Genomic DNA, 17,386 nt, shown 5'->3' with positions numbered 1-17,386 from the left:
TCCAATACTAATTATTTAGTTTTAAACTAAATAATTTATTTATACTTTTACTATAAAAGGAGATATAACATTAGTGAAATATAGATAAATTATCTTAATGATTAATAATATTAATCATTAAGATTTGGGAGATGAGAATAAAATGGACATCAATTATACTGATTTCTATGCATATGAACAGTTTCTTGGTCCTCAGATGCCTTCAACGCCGCCTAGGCCACCAGGAGGATCCCCTACATTAAATCCACAACAGGCTCCAACAGCCCCTCCACCATCATTTACACCAACTCAGCAAACTGCTACTTCTTTTGCTGTAGATCCAAGGTCTATTTCATTATGTTTGTTCTGAAAGATATTGATATGGCTTAGGAATGGGTCTAGCTTCTGGTTTTTCCTGTATTCATAGTTCCTTCTTCAGATGGACTAGGAGATTCTGGACCTTTTTTGGTATTGATACAAGACAAATTATTTCTTTTTCTATTTGTACACTCGATATATATTTCCAGTTTACATAATAATCGAAATTAGCAATCAAAAAGTCCTTAGAATTAATAGAATCTGAGGACTTTTTAACACAATATAATAATATGTTTATTTTATATAGACTAATATGTTTAATTACAATGTATTCAGAAAGTATGCAAGATCTCAATATTTTTTAATCATAAATAATATTCATTGGAGGTGTATGGATATGGACTGGCAAAGTATTGCATTGACAGCCGCTGGGGCCATCGGTGGCGGCACGGCGGTGATTCATGGAATGCTAATGCAACGGCTGGTAATCAGGCCGATCGAGGCGGTTTTTGTGGCGGATGAACGGATATCTGCTCCATTACAAAGGCTCGTGCTGTTGCTTCTGCATTTCACCACACTCAACTGGTTACTTAGTGGGCTTACCTTAATCGCCGCCGCAATCTGGTTCGAGCAGAATGTAAAGCTCGCGACGGGCCTACTTGCTGGCAGCTCTTTTCTGTATGCTGCCAGCATTTCTCTTTGGGTAATGCGCCGTCTCCATCCTAGTTGGATCTTAATGACCATTGCGTTCATACTAATCGTCTTGGGACTAATGCCTGTTTAGCGATCATTTTTTCTTTGTCCTCATTGTTAATGGTTGACCCAAAAACGGAGCGTTAAACTGGTGCTCTGTTACGGTTTCGTCCACAGCATTTAGGGTTAATACCTCTTGATTTTATCTATAATCTTGGACCATCAAACTAACGTGCACACTTTATTTAATAATCCAAATTTACACTTCTACATATAAAAAGTTAATTCTATATTTCCTGTACACATCATAATTTCTTAGTTCACATAACACATCTTCAAGAAAGTAATGAAAGCTCAAACACGTTGAATGACAACGAGTTTGAGCTTTTTCTTTCCCATTAAATATACTTTTACAGACGTCTAGGAGCTCAATTGATATTTATCTCTTTTAAGTGTTAGAGAGTTAGATCATTTTTATGTTTTAGATAAAAAGTTTTTAAAAAATGATTCATCATGAATCACTTCCGCAAAAGATTCTCCTATTTTACCTTTATTCAGAGAACAAACTTCCTCGTATAAAACCAGATATTAAACTGGATAGACTGGGTGTTTACGCTCAGAAAAAATTACATATTTCGAAGAGTATGCTTCAAAGCGTTTAGTTAACTCGTCGCGCAGTGAGTTTGCTGGAATGACTCCGTCAATAACCATTTCTGAAGCAAGCCGGTAAATATCAATATCTTCTTTATATTCCTCGCGCTTTTCAGCGATAAATGCAGCCCTCTCTTCTTCAGGTAATGCAGCAATTTTGTTAGCATACACAGCATTGACAGCTGCTTCTGGGCCCATCACGGCAATCGAAGCGGAAGGTAAAGCCAAACAAGCATCTGGTTCAAACGCCGGGCCGGCCATGGCATATAAACCTGCACCATAAGCCTTTCGAACAATAACAGAGATCTTGGGCACACTTGCCTCCGCCATCGCAGAAATCATTTTTGCACCATGTCGAATGATTCCTGCCCGTTCTACCTTTGTACCAATCATAAATCCAGGCACATCAACTAGGAACAATAACGGAATATGGTATGCATCGCAAAGATTAATAAATTTCGCAGCTTTGTCAGCGCTATCATGGAACAGCACGCCACCCTTTACACGAGGCTGATTGGCTATGATACCGACCGGTTTTCCGTCTATACGGGCAAGACCTGTAATAAGCTCGGTAGCAAATAGTTTCTTAATCTCAAAGAAAGAACCTTCATCAATAATTCCATTAATAAGATCATGCATATTAAAGGGAGAGTTTTGATTTGCCGGAATCAGCTCTTCCAATGATTTCTTCATTTGTTCTGGTGCTGCTGCCTCATGAACCGGCGGCTTTTCTGAAAAATTTGCCGGAAAGTAAGAAAGATAATTGCGGGCAATGGAAATAGCTTCCTCTTCATTTTTAGCGAGTACATCACCGCATCCTGATACTGAACAATGCATGCGAGCGCCGCCCATTTCTTCCAATGTAACTTTTTCCCCGATAACCATTTCGGCCATCCGTGGTGAGCCAAGGTACATTGATGCATTTTTATCTACCATGATAACAATATCGCAAAACGCCGGGATATAAGCCCCACCTGCGGCAGATGGACCAAACAGAAGACAAATTTGCGGTATTTTTCCAGATAGTTTCACTTGATTGTAAAAGATTCTCCCTGCCCCGCGACGTCCAGGAAACATTTCTATCTGATTTGTAATCCTCGCTCCAGCTGAATCTACTAAATAAATTAATGGTACACGAAGTTTCTCAGCTGTTTCTTGAATTCGAATGATTTTTTCAACTGTACGTGATCCCCAGGAACCCGCTTTAATAGTTGAATCATTAGCCATCACACAAACAACCTGGCCATTAATCTTCCCCATTCCTGTCACAACACCATCGGCAGGAAGTTCCCCCGCCATACAGTTTGCAAATAGCGCATCCTCCAGTTCAAAGCCAGGATCGAATAACTGTTTTAAACGGTCCCGAACAAAAAGTTTTCCTTGATCAGTGTTTTTTTCATGATACTTAAGAGCGCCCCCCTTTTTAATTCTTTCTACTCTTTCTTCAAGTGTTTGTTGTAGAGGTTTCATATCCATTGTCTTTCCTCCTCTATTAATCTGATTTTCTTATTCTCCAACATATATGGGGGTTCTTTTTTCCTTAAAGGCCTGTAATCCTTCTAAACGATCCTTCGATGGAATTGTCACTTCATAGGCACTTTGCTCAATGGCAAGACCGGTGTTCATATCAACATCATAGCCTTTATCAATGGCGAATTTTGCTTGCGCGACGGCAATTGGACCATTGCGGGCAATTTGCCCTGCGATTTCCAAAGCTTTTTTAATCAAATGATTTGAAGATGCCGTATACTCTACTAACCCAATTTCTAATGCTTCTGCTGCATCAATACGTCTCGCTGTAAAAATAAGTTCCTTAGCCCGTCCCTTTCCTACTAATCTCGGTAAACGCTGCGTCCCGCCTGCACCTGGAATAATTCCCAGGGAGGTTTCCGTTAGACCAAGCTTCGCTGTTTCAGAGGCAATACGGATATCACAAGCCAGTGCAAGTTCTGTTCCCCCACCAAACGCAACACCATTCACAGCCGCAATAATTGGCTGCGGTAATGCTTCTAAATCATTGATATTCCCACGGATCAAGGAAAGCGTCTTCCGTACCTGAACCTGTTCCATATCTGTGCGTTCTTTTAAATCAGCACCCGCGCAAAAGGCCTTTTCTCCAGCTCCTGTAATAACTACACAACGGATTGTCCGGTCATATTTACATAATAGAACCGCTTCTTGGAGTTCTCCTAACATTTGAAGAGATAAAGCATTGGCCGCTTCAGGGCGATTTAATGTAATCATCACGATTCCGTTTTCCAGCCTGTTAACTAATATCGTTTTATCCATATTTTCACCTTCCTCACACGGTATTAATGTCTATTGGGAGGTTGAAGCTTGAAGACTTTTACTAGGTAAAGGTCTCCCAATCTTCTTCTGAATAAATTGGGATGCAGATAAAAGCTTTTCCTGATCCACCCCAGTGTGGATTCCCATTCCGTGAAGCATATAAAGTAAATCATCAGTTGCCACATTACCTGATGCTCCAGGCGCATAAGGGCAGCCTCCTAATCCTCCAATGGAAGAATCAAAAGTGGTAATACCCATTTCTAACGATACTAAGACGTTAGCTAAGGCTGTTCCCCTTGTATCATGAAAGTGCATCGCTAATTTATCTGCCGGAAATCTTTTTAAGAAAACTTCCAATAACTCTTGGACTTGCTTTGGATTCGCAACACCAATCGTATCTCCAAGTGACAGTTCGTTAATCCCCATCTCAAATAAGGTTTCCGAAACTCTTATAACCGTATCTATATCAATAGGCCCTTCATATGGGCATCCAAAAACAGTAGAAACATAACCTCTGCTGGGTTTCCCTGCTGCAAGGGTTTTTTGGACCAGATTTCTTAAGATAGGGAATGTATCGCTAATCGATTTATTAATATTTTTTAGATTATGAGTTTCGCTGGCTGACATAAATATAGCTGCTTCATCAACGTTCGCTTCAAACGCCCGCTCCAAACCTTTTTGGTTTGGAACGAGAGCCGTATAGGTTACATCTGGCACTCTTGTAATGCCTGTGGCAACTACAGTGGCATCTGAAAGGGCAGGAATCCATTTCGGATTGACAAAGGAGGTAATCTCAATCGCTTTTAGTCCACTAGCAGACAATTGATTAATCAAGGCAATTTTATCCTCTGTTGAAATAAAACCCTTTTCGTTTTGTAATCCATCCCGTGGACCAACCTCTTTAATGGTTATATTTGTGGGCCATTTCATTGCTTTATCACCTTTCCTCCGATGATTTTAGGACTTATTCAACTTCTACAATGATGTCTCCTTCATTCACAAATTCGCCCTCGTTCACTTTTACTTCTTTAACAATCCCATCAGATTCGGCTGCAATCGGAATTTCCATTTTCATTGATTCTAAAATCACTACATCCTGACCTTCTTCTACTTGATCTCCAACTTTAACAAGTACCTTCCACACATTTCCTGCCATGCTTGCTACGATTTCACTCATCATTATTCCTCCCCTATTTTGCGTTATTTGTTTTTTTAGTTTTTAAATACTTTCCAACAAAGTCCGTTGTCGTATCACCTGAACGAAATGCGGGGTGGGCAATGACCTCTTTCAGCATTGGTATATTCGTTTTAATTCCTTCGATATGATAATCCGCTAATGCATCGTGCAGACGGTTTATTGCATCGCCACGATCACTCCCTTTTACAATGAGCTTCGCAATCATTGGATCATAAAAAGGAGTAACTGTAGATTGATCATGAACCGCTAATTCATGTCGAATTCCAGGTCCGTTCGGCAATTCTAATTTGGTGATTTTTCCTGGAGAAGGAAAAAATGTTTTTGGATCTTCTGCGTAGATTCTGACTTCAATCGCATGACCTTCACGTTTTACCTCTTCCTGAGAAAAATCCAGTGCTTCATCCCCTGCAATTTTCAATTGTTTTTCCACTAAGTCCAAACCTGTAATTTCTTCTGTAACTGGATGTTCCACCTGCAAACGGGTGTTCATTTCAAGAAAATAAAAATTTTGCTCTTCATCTACTAAAAACTCAATTGTTCCTGCATTTTTATATCCAATTGATTTTGCTGCTTTTATTGCTGCCTCCCCCATTTTGCTGCGGGTAGTTTCAGAAAGAAAGGATGATGGAGCTTCCTCAACGACTTTTTGATGGCGACGCTGGATCGAACATTCACGTTCCCATAGATAAACGGTATTGCCAAATCCGTCTGCCAGGATTTGAATTTCAATATGCCTAGGGTTTTCCACAAATTTTTCAACGTACATGGTACCATCGCCAAAGAAATCAGTAGCCCGTTTTTGGTTTCCCGCAAACGCTTTGCGAATTTCATCCCCGCTATGGACAACCTGCATTCCGATTCCGCCTCCTCCAGCGGAAGCTTTTAGCATCACAGGATAACCAATAAGGTCAGCCGCTTCTACCGCTTCCTCTGCATCAGCAAGAGGGTAGGTAATCCCCGGAACTACAGGGACTCCTGCTTCTTCCATTGCTTTTCGTGATTCAATTTTGCTGCCCATTTTGGAGATAACCTCTGGAGAAGGTCCAATGAATATCAGCCCTTCCTTCCCACAGCGCCGGGCAAATTCGGCATTTTCGGAAAGCAGACCATATCCAGGGTGAATAGCCTCTGCTTTTGTTAAACGGGCGACTTCTAAAATTTCATCAATGTTTAAATAACTTTCTGCTACACGCGAACCTCCAATTAAATAGGCCTCATTCGCCATTTTCACATGGGGAGCGTCCGCATCAGCTTCTGAATGTACAGCAACTGTAATAATCCCTAGGGCCTTGCATGTCCGGATTACCCGAACAGCAATTTCACCACGATTAGCAATCAAAACCTTTTTGAACATACTTTCCGCCCTTTCTATCTTTTATTTCATCAGATCTTTGTGTATCATCATGAAGCTTAAATTTTTATGTTATAGAGATATGTGCATCTATCTATAGCTTCATCTTTAACTGCCAATCTAGTGATTACAAAGAGAAAGATTAGATGGAACGAGGCATTTGCTGAGCATTTTATGAACAAATGACTGACCCAAATAAAACATTATATAGCTGATAATTTACTAGCAACGATCTTCTGTATTTCTACAACAGTTGATGGATCTTCAAGTCCTGTAATGTCACCAGCTACCTTTCCTGTTGCAACAATTTCCTTTAATAAACGCCGCATAATTTTTCCACTTACTGTTTTCGGTAACATATTAGTCATAATTATTGCTTTTGGACTGGCAATCTTACCAATTTGTTGGATGATACTCCTATTTATCCGTTCTATCATCTCTTCGTTACCTTCAAAACCATCAGCTAGACGGGCAAATACTAAAGGAACTTCCCCTTTTATTTCATCAGGAATCCCAATGACAGCGCATTCAAAAACGCCTTCGCATTCAAGTACAGCACTTTCCATTTCCAACGTACTTAACCGATGCCCTGCCACATTGAGTGCGTCATCAGAACGGCCAACTACCCATATATATCCATCTTCATCTATCAATGCAAGATCGCTGGCATAATAACTTCCTTCTACTTGGCTAAAATAGGATGCGTAATATCGCTCCGGTTCTTTCCAAAGTGTACGGCACAGCATAGGAAATGGTTTTCTAATTACTAAGTTTCCTAACTGACCAGGTTTAATTGGATTGCCTTCTTCATTAACAACATCAAAAACTGCGCCTAAAAATTGAGTCCCTGCGGAACCAGGTTTCATTGGCGTCAGCCAGGCTGCTCCTGCGATAGGAGATCCCGCTGTTTCCGTTTGACCCCAAGTATTATTGATATATACCTTTTTCTTTCCTAAAACTTCATATGTCCAATGCCATGTTTCAATATCAAAAGGTTCTCCCACAAGAGAAATGACATCAAGACAAGATAAATCAAATTGTTCTAATGGTTTTTCTCCCATACTTTTTAACATTCTCAATGCAGTTGGAGCGGTAAATAACTTATTCACCCGATATTTTTCAATAATTTGATAAAAGCGATTCTTTTCTGGATAATCAACTGCTCCCTCATAGACAACGGTTGTTACACCATTCGCTAAAGCACCAGTAATACCCCAAATATGCATCGTTAACCACCCAATATCAGCAGTACACCAGAAAACATCATCATTGTGGTGATCCATATGATACTTGGCATATGTGTAATTTTGAATAACAAAAGCCATTCCAGAATGAACGACACCTTTAGGTTTTCCTGTCGTACCACTTGTATAGAACACAATCCCACTCTCATTCGCTTCTATTCTCTCAGGTTCACAAACGATGCTTGCTGTTTTTGTAAGCTCGTGCCACCAGTAATCACGCTCTTCTTTCATTTGAACTGCTAAGCCTAAGCGGTTGACAACAATGACTGCTTCAACAGATGGAATAATTGGTAAAACTTGATCAACTTTTTCTTTTAATCGAATGGCTTTACCCCGACGTTCTGTTGCATCCGCAGTTACCACTACTTTTGGGCCAAAGCTGATGAGACGGTCTTTCAATGACTTTTCGGAATAACCTGAGAAAATAGTGTTGTAAATAGCACCAATACGAAAACACGCTAACACGGCAATAAATGCTTCGGCCAGATTTGGAAGAAAAATAGCTACACAATCACCTTTTTTCACCCCAAATGAACGAAGAACATTCGCAAATCGATTCACTTCCGCAAGAAGCATATTATAGGTATAAATTTTTGTGTCTCCGTTTTCCCCCTCCCAAATGAGAGCTGTCCGGTTACCTGCTCCATTAACTATATGCCGGTCAAGTAAATTGATACTTGGGTTGCTAATGCCGTCGACAAAAAAATGAAAATCAGGGAGTTGTCCACTAATGGTTTCTTTCCAAGGTTCATACCACACAAGGTCACGGGCTGCGCTATCCCAAAAGGCAGCAGGATCTTCTTGGGATTGTCGAAGAAGTTCTTGAAAAGCTTCTATGCTTCCAATGGAGGTAGAGCGTACCTTTTCTTTATTAGGAAACATAAGTTTACTGTTTGCAACTACTTGTGAAATTCCATTGATATCCATGGAGTTACTCCTTTATCATTTTTTGAAAGCCATTACAAAAATGGATTTAGCATCCTATTTGTTTTGCGATTACCATACGCTGAACTTCAGATGTTCCTTCCCCAATTTCCAGAAGCTTCGCATCACGGAAAAACCGCTCAACTTGATATTCTTTCATATATCCATAACCGCCATGAATTTGAACCGCTTGATCACATGCGCGCATGCATATTTCGGAGGCAAATAATTTTGCGTATGCTGCCTCTTTTTTAAAGATTCGGCCTTGCTCCTTCAACCAGGCTGCTTTGTAAACCATATTCCGGGCAATTTCAATATTCATTGCCATATCGGCCAATTTAAATTGGATTGCCTGGAAGTTCGATAGACTTTTTCCAAACTGTTTTCTTTCCTTTGCATACTGAAGTGATTTTTCATAAGCGCCCTGTGCAAGTCCAACGGCCATTGCCCCGATTCCAATTCTTCCGCCATCAAGGGTCGCTAAAAATTGCTTGAAACCCTCTCCTTCTGTTCCCAGCAAATTATCTTTGGGAACCCTTACATTTTCCAAGATTAATTCTGTTGTATTTGAAGATTGAAGACCCATTTTTTCGTAATTATTGATAACAGTAAACCCTGGTGCGTTCGTTGGAACGATAAATGCGCTAATTCCATTAATTCCTTTTGAGCGATCTGTTACGGCCGTAACGGCAAGATGTTTGGCATAGCTTGCATTAGTAATAAAACATTTTGAGCCATTAATGACCCACTCATCCCCATCAAGAACTGCGGTTGTTTGTGTTCCCCCGGCATCGGAGCCTGCATTTGGTTCAGTCAAACCAAATGCCCCAAATGACTCTCCTGTACAAATTGGCGTTAAGTATCTCTCTTTTTGCTCATGGGTACCAAACAAATTAAGAGGTTCTCCCCCTAATGAAATATGAGCTGAATATGTGATTCCTGCTGATGCACAAACACGGCTTAACTCTTCAACGACAATGGCAAAGCTGATTGCGTCAGCATCACCACCCCCGTATTTTTCTGGGAATGGAAGACCCATGATTCCTAACTCTGCTAATTTTGAAAACATTTCATAAGGAAATGCTCCCGTCCGATCTCGTTCATCTGCTCCAGGAGCAACTTCTGCTTCCGAAAAATCCCGAATTAACTTACGTATCATCTCTTGTTCTTTCGTTAAATCAAAATTCATTTTTCAACGACCTCCATTTATTGTCGTAACATTCTGGTTATTATTGATGAATTATTTCGCCTTCAAAAATATACATAATTGACTTTCTTTTTTAATAATTATCAAAATAACAACAAAACTCTATGTACCGACCTCCTTTCGATATTTTTTAATATTTATAATTATCAATATTAAAAAAATATAAATCTATGTATACTTCTATGAAAAATTTGTGTGTTTTACACCAATAAACATAAATATATTAAGTTCTAAAAGTAAGAATAATAAATGAGGCAAGATACATGAACTTACCGGAAGCTAAAATTCCTCATTAGATATTGATACGATCTTTGATTCTATCAATAAATGAAACGATTTCTACCATAGAAATTGCAGGCGAGAAGGTCTATTTAGATATTTGACAAAAACCAAAATTGATGAATCATGAAGTCAGATTAGTAATTACTTTATCCACATATTTTTAAATCTATTAAACTACATAGTAGTGAATCAATGACCAGCATGACTTTTATTGCAAAAAATGTCTTATTTTTTGTAATGAGAAGGAAATAAAACAGGTCCTAGATACATTAACTTTATATAATAGAGACTTATTAGACAGATCAATATCAAATAACTTTCATTTTACATTTGTCATCTCTTCACCTCTTTTACAAAAGAGAAAATATGAATAAATTTTAAATATTTTATATTTTTTATCTACACGTATATCCATGTTACGATCATGTACGAGCCTATTTATATTGACAAATGGGTATTGTACAAAAAAGGAGGAAAGATAAAATGAATCAGGTGATAAAACCAGCGGGATTTTGGATACGCCTTTTAGGCAACCTATTAGATGGTGTAATTGTCAGTATTCCTTTAACCCTTATTGTTTTTTTACTTACAGGAGAATTCAATGAAAATGACCCTGTTATCTCAATTTTAGGGGTTATCTATACCGTTGCTGTACCTATTTTATGGTCAGGGTATACAATTGGAAAACGAATCGTTGGTGTTAGGATTGTAAAAGTAAATGGAAAGAAGCTTGGAATTGGAGCGATGCTATTACGAGTTCTCGTAGCCGGAATTGTTTATAGTCTTACATTAGGTATTGCTTTAATTGTGAGTCTTTTTATGGTTGTTTTCCGTAAAGATAAGAGAAGTCTGCATGATTTGATGGCAGGTACCTATGTTACATATGCAAAACCTGACGAAATGGAAGATAAACATACAGCTGCAAGTTAAGTAGGTACCAACTCTAAGGATCCCAAAATGGAGGTTTTCATCTTACTTAATCTGTACAATTCTGATGTAAAATTTCACATAAGAACACTAAAAAATAAGACTCCCTCACAGACAAGGGGCAGTCTTATTTTTTTGATGGCGTATATTATGAAGTTTTATTTCCAACATCCTCTAGGCGCTCAAGGGATTTCATCTTTATATACATAAAAAAGAGAAAGATAAAAAGTGACTTAATGCCTTAATATGACTGCTTCCTTTGCTAATCGAGATTATATGAACTAAGAAATAAAAAAACAAAAATCACTTTATACTGCTGGATATAAACATTGAAGCGTCTTGATTCATAAAGATACGATTACCATGATAGAATGTCTTAATTTTAATTGATTTAAATCCAACTTGGGATAACATTTTTTTCAGTTCTTCATGTAAAAAACCGTTGTGAACTTTCGGATGATTTATCTTATGATTTTTATCAAAATCAATAATGATTAGCTTGCCCTCATCATTTAAAACGTTAAACAATTCTTGTAAAATTTTTTTAGTATCTGGAATATGAAGAAGGACTAGTGACATTAACACTATATCTGCTTTGAGGTCAGGAGTTCCTTGAGTAAAATCTGAATAAAGTACCTTTGAGTTAGTAATTTCTTTTTGAGAAATTTTAGCTTTCGCAACCTCCAACATTTGTTTTGATGAATCAACCAACAAAATAGAATCTACTAAATCTGATAATTCTAAACCAATTAGACCAGTACCACTCCCATAGTCTATTAAAGACTTTGATTTACTATTTCGTAATTCTGTTCTTACTTCCTTAACTATAATTTTAGCTAATTCAATTCTTTCTTCTGTATCATATCTTTTTGCCATCTGTTCAAAAACATTATTTTCCATAATCCACTCTACTTTCCTCTTTATTAAAAGTTAGATCTACATAGTGGTCATTATAGCAAAAAAACAAAAACCTTAAAAATCTCAACACAGTTAAATCATGTACGGTAAATGCATGGCTTTCATTTTATACAAAAGAATTCAGCATGAATAGAGTAAAAGACGAAAACATACTAAAAGCACTAAGAGAAACACTATGGATGATTTTCAAAGTATTGATCTGTATTCCAGTATTGGTCCCAACCTGTGTGAATAAGGACAGCTTTTCCTTCGATATCAAAATCATAAAACACATCTTCATTAATCTCTTTTTTATTTTCATCAATATGAACGATAATTCCTTCTAGACCAGCTATCTTATCAATTGGTATTTCCGATAGATCTTTTCCATTAGCATACCTATGAAATGGAACATCAATATAAGTTCCTGTATTAGACACCATTTCTATTTTTCCAATTTGAAATTCTGTTCCTTCTCCGTAATGTTTTCGAGATTCTTCTCGACTTAAATAATCACAAATGATTGGAGCAGGAAGCCCCTTATAAGTTATAATTCCATCTTGAATCGTATGGCTCAAATCAATATATTTTTTCCTCTTCATAATTATAATCACACTCTCCTTTTATATTAATAAAAGTGATTTACATATGGAAATTTTATCATATTTTTTCTTTTTAGAATGTATATTATATATAAACCTAGTCTACATAAATCTTTTTAAGGAAGTAATAAAAGCACAAACCCGTGATTAACAACGAGTTTGTGCTTTTTCTTTTCCTTAAGGTAAATTTTTATGGACAGTAATTAAATTAAAAAGTCTTAATATGCTTTTTGAGATTCTGTACATAAAGATATATTAGAAAAGAAAATTACTATCTCCTCTCCTTCATTTTAGTGTGAAAGATTTCTTAGGTGTTTAATGGCAAGAGACAGAAATTCTTCCCCTCCAAAACTACCTGATTTCAAAACTATTAACATATGGCGTCCTATGGCTAGTCCTGATGGTAAACCTGTTTCAATCTCTTTCAACACATAGTTTCCCTTGATGTCCAACTTTCTACTGACTGTTCCAGCAGTATCTCCACCTGCTACAATGAGTCTTTTTAAATCAACTTGATCTACAATAATCTTTGTGACATTTGAGATTGCGGCAGATACCATCTTGCTAATTGAAAGAGGATCAATTCCTAATTTTTTGCCCATCTCCTTAGTCTCTAAGATAATGTCTTTGTTGTTGTCGGCCATGATTAAAACATCTTCTCCTTGAATTAACAGCTTTTGAGCTTCTAAGGAAACACGCATAACTTCTTTATCATATTCAACAGGTGAAAATACTTTTCTAGAGTCAAAAACTTTACAAGGGACTCCAGAAGAAATAAGGTGTGCTGTTTGCGCTCTTGTTTGAGGAGTTAAACTTCCTGAAACAACAAGTACTCCATTTTGATCTTCAATGTTTAAATCGGTCACTAAGTTATTTGTAGATTTTTTTCCTAAAAATTTAGGCAACTCTTCGGCGATAGCTGAACTTCCACCTAAAATTTTGTAATCATGGATTGCTTCAGCTACAATAGTTAAATCTGATTGAGTTTCACTATCAATAATACAATAATTAAAATGCTTTCTTATTTCTTCAATTGTCCGTCGTAAAACTGTTGCTCCTTGTCTTACAATAGATAAATCTACATATGTTACTTTTCTAAGGGTTTGCTTTTGTAAAATGGATACTAAATCTGATTCCTTCATAGGATGCACAGGATCATTAGCAAATGCTGAACATTCTAATGGCTGTCCATAAACAGTATGCATTCCTCCTATTGTTGTTCTCCCATTCTTCGGGAATGCTAAGCTGATAATAGCAAATTCCTCACCGAGCGCATCTAACATAGCATCAAACTCTTTGCCAATATTCCCACGGAAAACTGAGCACGTCTTCTTGAAAAACATAGAACACCCAGTCTCTTGTAATTTCTCTGTAGCTCCATACACTTTTTGATAGCTTAAATTATCCGAATCTAATCGACTATCTGTATCTACAATAATGACATCAGCATCCCCTTTAACATTCATTTCTTCCTCAAATATTTGAACTTTAGCTGTGTATCCCTTATTACTAAACATAATTCCTATATCGTTTGCTCCGGTGGTATCATCAGCTACCACTCCTATTATTTGTCCCATTACTCTCCCTCTTTTCTATCTTTCGTCTGTCAACAACATAGCAGTATCTATTTAAAACTTATTGGTACTGATACAAAGGATATAAAATCCTCAATAGATTACGTAAAAAGGTTTTTGATAATGCAATAAAGACATCTAAAATAGTTTCTTTAGTAACCGTCTTCTTTTGCCCCATTTTTCAGCTAGACTCAATGGAGTTATTCATTTTCTTTTTCGGTTTATAAAATGAATCATTTAAAAAACTTTGTACTGTTTTCTGTGGAATTAAGCTAAGTTTAATCCCTGATTCTTTTGCTTTTAAAATCATACGACATGCCATCTCTAAAGTTTGTAGTCTCATTTGAGCTTCTAATAATGAATCATCCAATACTACTACTCCATGATTTCTCATGATAATTATATTAGAATGAAATGATTGAGTAGTTACGGCTTCAGCTAACTCTTGTGAACCAGGATGAAAATAGTCTATATAGGAAATATCCTCTAAATAATACATTGTTTCCACGAATAATTCAGAAAGTATTCCTTCATTACTACATGCAAACAGAGTGGTATAGAATGGCGAAGAATGTAAGATAGCTTTTATGTCTTCACGCTTCTGATAAATTCCCAGATGCATGGGTGTTTCTTTTGAAACTTTCCTCTCACTATAGTTTTGACCTGTAAAAATATTAAACTTTACAAAATCATCTTCCGAGAGATTAGCCATGTATGTGCCTGAAGCCGTAATGAGCATTTCACTTTTAAATTGAACACCTTCAACAATCTATTAGTTGTTTGATTTTACAGTTATACTACTGCTCATGTAGATGACATATTATCGTGGTGCAATTGAAATAGCTCCTGTAATTAAGGCAAACACGATTAACATGAGGGATAAAATAATAACTGGAATAAGCGCATAACGTTGAAATGCTCCTAAATCTCTCCTGACAAGCTCTAGTAATACCCATAATGGGGCAGAAGTTGGACCCATAGAATGTAAAGGCTGCCCAATTACTCCTGCCCTTGCTATTTCCATAGGATTTATTCCATATTCAGAAGCTGATTGTGCCAGAACAGGCAAGGCACCAAAGAAGAATGCATCGTTTGACATAAGAAAGCTTAATGGCAGACTAATTAATCCAACAATAATTGTGAAGAAAGATCCTAAGGATTCTGGGACAATCCGGAGTAAATCAGATGCCATTGAATCTACCATTTTTGTTTCGGATAATATACCTGTAAAAATTCCAGCTCCTAACACTAACATGACAACTGGAACAGCATGACTAGCATTTTCTTTAATTACACTTTTTTGTTCCTTAAGATTAGGATGATTGACAGAAAGAGCTATTACAAAGCCAATAATAAATAAAATAGGAAGAGGTGCTAGACCCAAGATTAGGGCTATCATAAGAGCAAGCGTTAATAAAAAGTTAAACCAAATTAACTTAAAATTCTTAGGAAGATTGTCTGCAACAGTAGCGGCCATTTCATTGTTGCTCTCCATACTTTTATTGATTCTTTCTAAATGTATAATTCCAATCCTTTTTCTCTCCATTCTCCCCATTACATATGCGGTCAGAATAATCCAGGCTGAACCACATACAATGGCAGGAATTAACGGTGTAAAGTACTCTGTAGAATCCAGTCCTAAGACACTTATTGCCCTTGTTGCAGCTCCTCCCCACGGTGTCATCCCTGAAACAGTACCTAAAGCCATAACAGATATAGTAGCTAATACGAGTGGATTAATACCTATTTTTTTATAAATTGGTAACAAGGCGGAGCAGATAATCATGTAGCTAGTGGTTCCATCTCCATCTAAAGCCACTAATAATGCTAAAATGGCGGTTCCTATTACAATTTTTACTGGGTCACCTTTAGCTAGTTGTAATATCTTTCTGGAAATCGGATCAAATAAACCTGCACTCATCATAATTCCAAAATATAAAACTGCAAATAAGAGAAGGATCGCTGTAGGTGCTACAATCTGGATTCCTTCTAGCATCATGGAACCTAGATTTTCACCAAATCCTCCTATTGTAGCAAATATTATAGGAGAGATAATAATCGCAACAAATGCGGACATACGATTTGTCATAACTAAAAACATAAAAAGTATAATAGTAGAAAATCCTAATATAGATAACATGATTAACCTCTCTTTTAATTAATTTTTGTAAATTACTCCTAAACTTTGAGTCTCTACTTAAAAATAAAGAGCTAATCTATAAAATGTATGGTTATATTCTCTTTTATCTACATAAACTGTTATCTATTTCTGCTATCTTTGTAAGGGGAAATAGCTCAATATTATTTTTTTGTCATTTTGTAAGCGGATTCAAAGAGGTTTATAAAGATTTTATACACTATTTGAAATCCCCTTAAAATAAACAAAAGGGGGATTGTTCATCTAATGGGGAAATCAAATTATGGTTTCTATGTTTTTATTAATCACGTCAGTAATAAAAGATATTATTAGAAATTTAAATCGCAGTCCATCCACCATCAACACGAATTGTTTCTCCAGTGATAAAGTTGGCCATATCGGATGCTAAAAACAATACAGCACCTGTTACATCACTAGGTTTAGCAAGTTCCCCTAATGGAATTCGGCTTAGTACATCTTTGTAGAAGTCTTTATTGTCAAACATTTGTTTTGTGAAATCTGTTTCTATAAAGGTTGGAGCCACAGCGTTCACTTTAATTTGTTTATCAGCCCATTCAATGGCTAGTGCTTTTGTTAATTGCACAGCGCCTCCTTTACTTGAACAATAGGCTGCACGTTTAACGTAACCAACAAAAGCCATTTGGGACACAATATTAATTATTTTTCCAGGCAAGCCTTGCTCAATCATATATTTCCCTGCTCGTTGAGAACAAAAGAAAGTGCCTTTTAAATTTGTATCTAATACTTGATCCCAATCTTCTTCGGTAACTTCAAGCGCTGGTCTAGGAATATTAACTCCAGCATTATTAATAAGGATATCGATCCTTCCTAAACGTGCATATGCTTGGTCAATCATTGCATAGATTTGCCTAACATTTTGGATATCAGCTATAAGATAAGAACAACTAGAGTTAAATTCGACAAGTTTGGTCGTTGTTTTCGTCAAGTCTTCTTCGTTTCTGCCCGTAATAATCACGTCTGCGCCTAGTTGGACAAAAGCAAGTGCTATGTCTTTTCCAATCCCTTTACTTCCACCTACTATGAGGACTTTTTTTCCTTCAAGTTCAGAAAAATAGTTCATTTCCTTACCTC

15 protein-coding genes and 1 pseudogene are annotated in these 17,386 nt (G+C 36.9%); 3 read left to right on the top strand and 13 right to left on the bottom strand.

Features of this window, described 5'->3' with window-relative positions; all coding sequences use genetic code 11:
* Positions 1-142 precede the first annotated feature (142 nt).
* Positions 143-515 (top strand): annotated as a pseudogene (locus MOC86_RS24135) (transporter).
* A gap of 179 nt (positions 516-694) precedes the next feature.
* The gene (locus tag MOC86_RS24130; protein WP_268586461.1) at positions 695-1,081 is read left to right on the top strand and encodes a hypothetical protein; all 387 of its coding nucleotides are present in this window, start codon (positions 695-697) and stop codon (positions 1,079-1,081) included.
* Positions 1,082-1,578: 497 nt separating this feature from the next.
* On the opposite strand, the gene MOC86_RS24125 is transcribed toward MOC86_RS24130, so the two are convergent.
* From MOC86_RS24125 to MOC86_RS24095, 7 genes are all read right to left on the bottom strand, one after another.
* A complete protein-coding gene (locus MOC86_RS24125; RefSeq protein WP_268586460.1) occupies positions 1,579-3,117 on the bottom strand; it encodes an acyl-CoA carboxylase subunit beta in 1,539 nt (512 codons plus the stop codon).
* A 30-nt stretch (positions 3,118-3,147) separates the two neighbouring features.
* Positions 3,148-3,930 (bottom strand): enoyl-CoA hydratase, encoded by a 783-nt coding sequence (locus MOC86_RS24120; RefSeq protein WP_268586459.1) that lies wholly within the window; start codon positions 3,928-3,930, stop codon positions 3,148-3,150.
* A gap of 30 nt (positions 3,931-3,960) precedes the next feature.
* Complete coding sequence (locus MOC86_RS24115) at positions 3,961-4,860, bottom strand: hydroxymethylglutaryl-CoA lyase (RefSeq protein ID WP_268586458.1); 900 nt, start codon at positions 4,858-4,860, stop codon at positions 3,961-3,963.
* A gap of 34 nt (positions 4,861-4,894) precedes the next feature.
* Positions 4,895-5,107 carry an acetyl-CoA carboxylase biotin carboxyl carrier protein subunit gene (locus MOC86_RS24110; RefSeq protein ID WP_243520243.1) on the bottom strand — a complete coding sequence of 71 codons (213 nt, stop codon included), beginning with the start codon at positions 5,105-5,107 and terminating at the stop codon, positions 4,895-4,897.
* 13 nt (positions 5,108-5,120) lie between these two features.
* Positions 5,121-6,482 (bottom strand): acetyl-CoA carboxylase biotin carboxylase subunit, encoded by a 1,362-nt coding sequence (locus MOC86_RS24105; RefSeq protein WP_268586457.1) that lies wholly within the window; start codon positions 6,480-6,482, stop codon positions 5,121-5,123.
* A 200-nt stretch (positions 6,483-6,682) separates the two neighbouring features.
* Positions 6,683-8,650, bottom strand: a complete 1,968-nt coding sequence (locus MOC86_RS24100; RefSeq protein WP_268586456.1) for an acetate--CoA ligase — start codon at positions 8,648-8,650, stop codon at positions 6,683-6,685.
* A gap of 46 nt (positions 8,651-8,696) precedes the next feature.
* On the bottom strand, positions 8,697-9,836 hold the full coding sequence (locus tag MOC86_RS24095; RefSeq protein ID WP_268586455.1) for an acyl-CoA dehydrogenase: 1,140 nt from the start codon (positions 9,834-9,836) through the stop codon (positions 8,697-8,699).
* A 783-nt stretch (positions 9,837-10,619) separates the two neighbouring features.
* On the opposite strand from MOC86_RS24095, the gene MOC86_RS24090 reads away from it, so the two are divergent.
* Complete coding sequence (locus MOC86_RS24090) at positions 10,620-11,066, top strand: RDD family protein (protein WP_268586454.1); 447 nt, start codon at positions 10,620-10,622, stop codon at positions 11,064-11,066.
* Positions 11,067-11,366: 300 nt separating this feature from the next.
* On the opposite strand, the gene MOC86_RS24085 is transcribed toward MOC86_RS24090, so the two are convergent.
* From MOC86_RS24085 to MOC86_RS24060, 6 genes are all read right to left on the bottom strand, one after another.
* Positions 11,367-11,963: a class I SAM-dependent methyltransferase gene (locus tag MOC86_RS24085; RefSeq protein WP_268586453.1), complete on the bottom strand. Its 597-nt coding sequence runs from the start codon at positions 11,961-11,963 to the stop codon at positions 11,367-11,369.
* 191 nt (positions 11,964-12,154) lie between these two features.
* Positions 12,155-12,562: a cyclase family protein gene (locus MOC86_RS24080; protein ID WP_268586452.1), complete on the bottom strand. Its 408-nt coding sequence runs from the start codon at positions 12,560-12,562 to the stop codon at positions 12,155-12,157.
* Between the two features lie 290 nt (positions 12,563-12,852).
* Positions 12,853-14,139 carry a four-carbon acid sugar kinase family protein gene (locus MOC86_RS24075; protein WP_268586451.1) on the bottom strand — a complete coding sequence of 429 codons (1,287 nt, stop codon included), beginning with the start codon at positions 14,137-14,139 and terminating at the stop codon, positions 12,853-12,855.
* Between the two features lie 178 nt (positions 14,140-14,317).
* On the bottom strand, positions 14,318-14,875 hold the full coding sequence (locus tag MOC86_RS24070; protein ID WP_268586450.1) for a class II aldolase/adducin family protein: 558 nt from the start codon (positions 14,873-14,875) through the stop codon (positions 14,318-14,320).
* 81 nt (positions 14,876-14,956) lie between these two features.
* Positions 14,957-16,276 (bottom strand): CitMHS family transporter, encoded by a 1,320-nt coding sequence (locus MOC86_RS24065; RefSeq protein ID WP_268586449.1) that lies wholly within the window; start codon positions 16,274-16,276, stop codon positions 14,957-14,959.
* Positions 16,277-16,610: 334 nt separating this feature from the next.
* On the bottom strand, positions 16,611-17,375 hold the full coding sequence (locus MOC86_RS24060; RefSeq protein ID WP_268586448.1) for an SDR family NAD(P)-dependent oxidoreductase: 765 nt from the start codon (positions 17,373-17,375) through the stop codon (positions 16,611-16,613).
* Between the last annotated feature and the right edge of the window lie 11 nt (positions 17,376-17,386).

It is taken from the genome of Priestia endophytica (assembly GCF_026790145.1).
Classification (GTDB): Bacteria; Bacillota; Bacilli; order Bacillales; family Bacillaceae_H; genus Bacillus_I; species Bacillus_I endophytica_A.
Note: the sequence above shows the minus strand (reverse complement) of the source record. Positions and strands in the feature narration are given on the sequence as shown.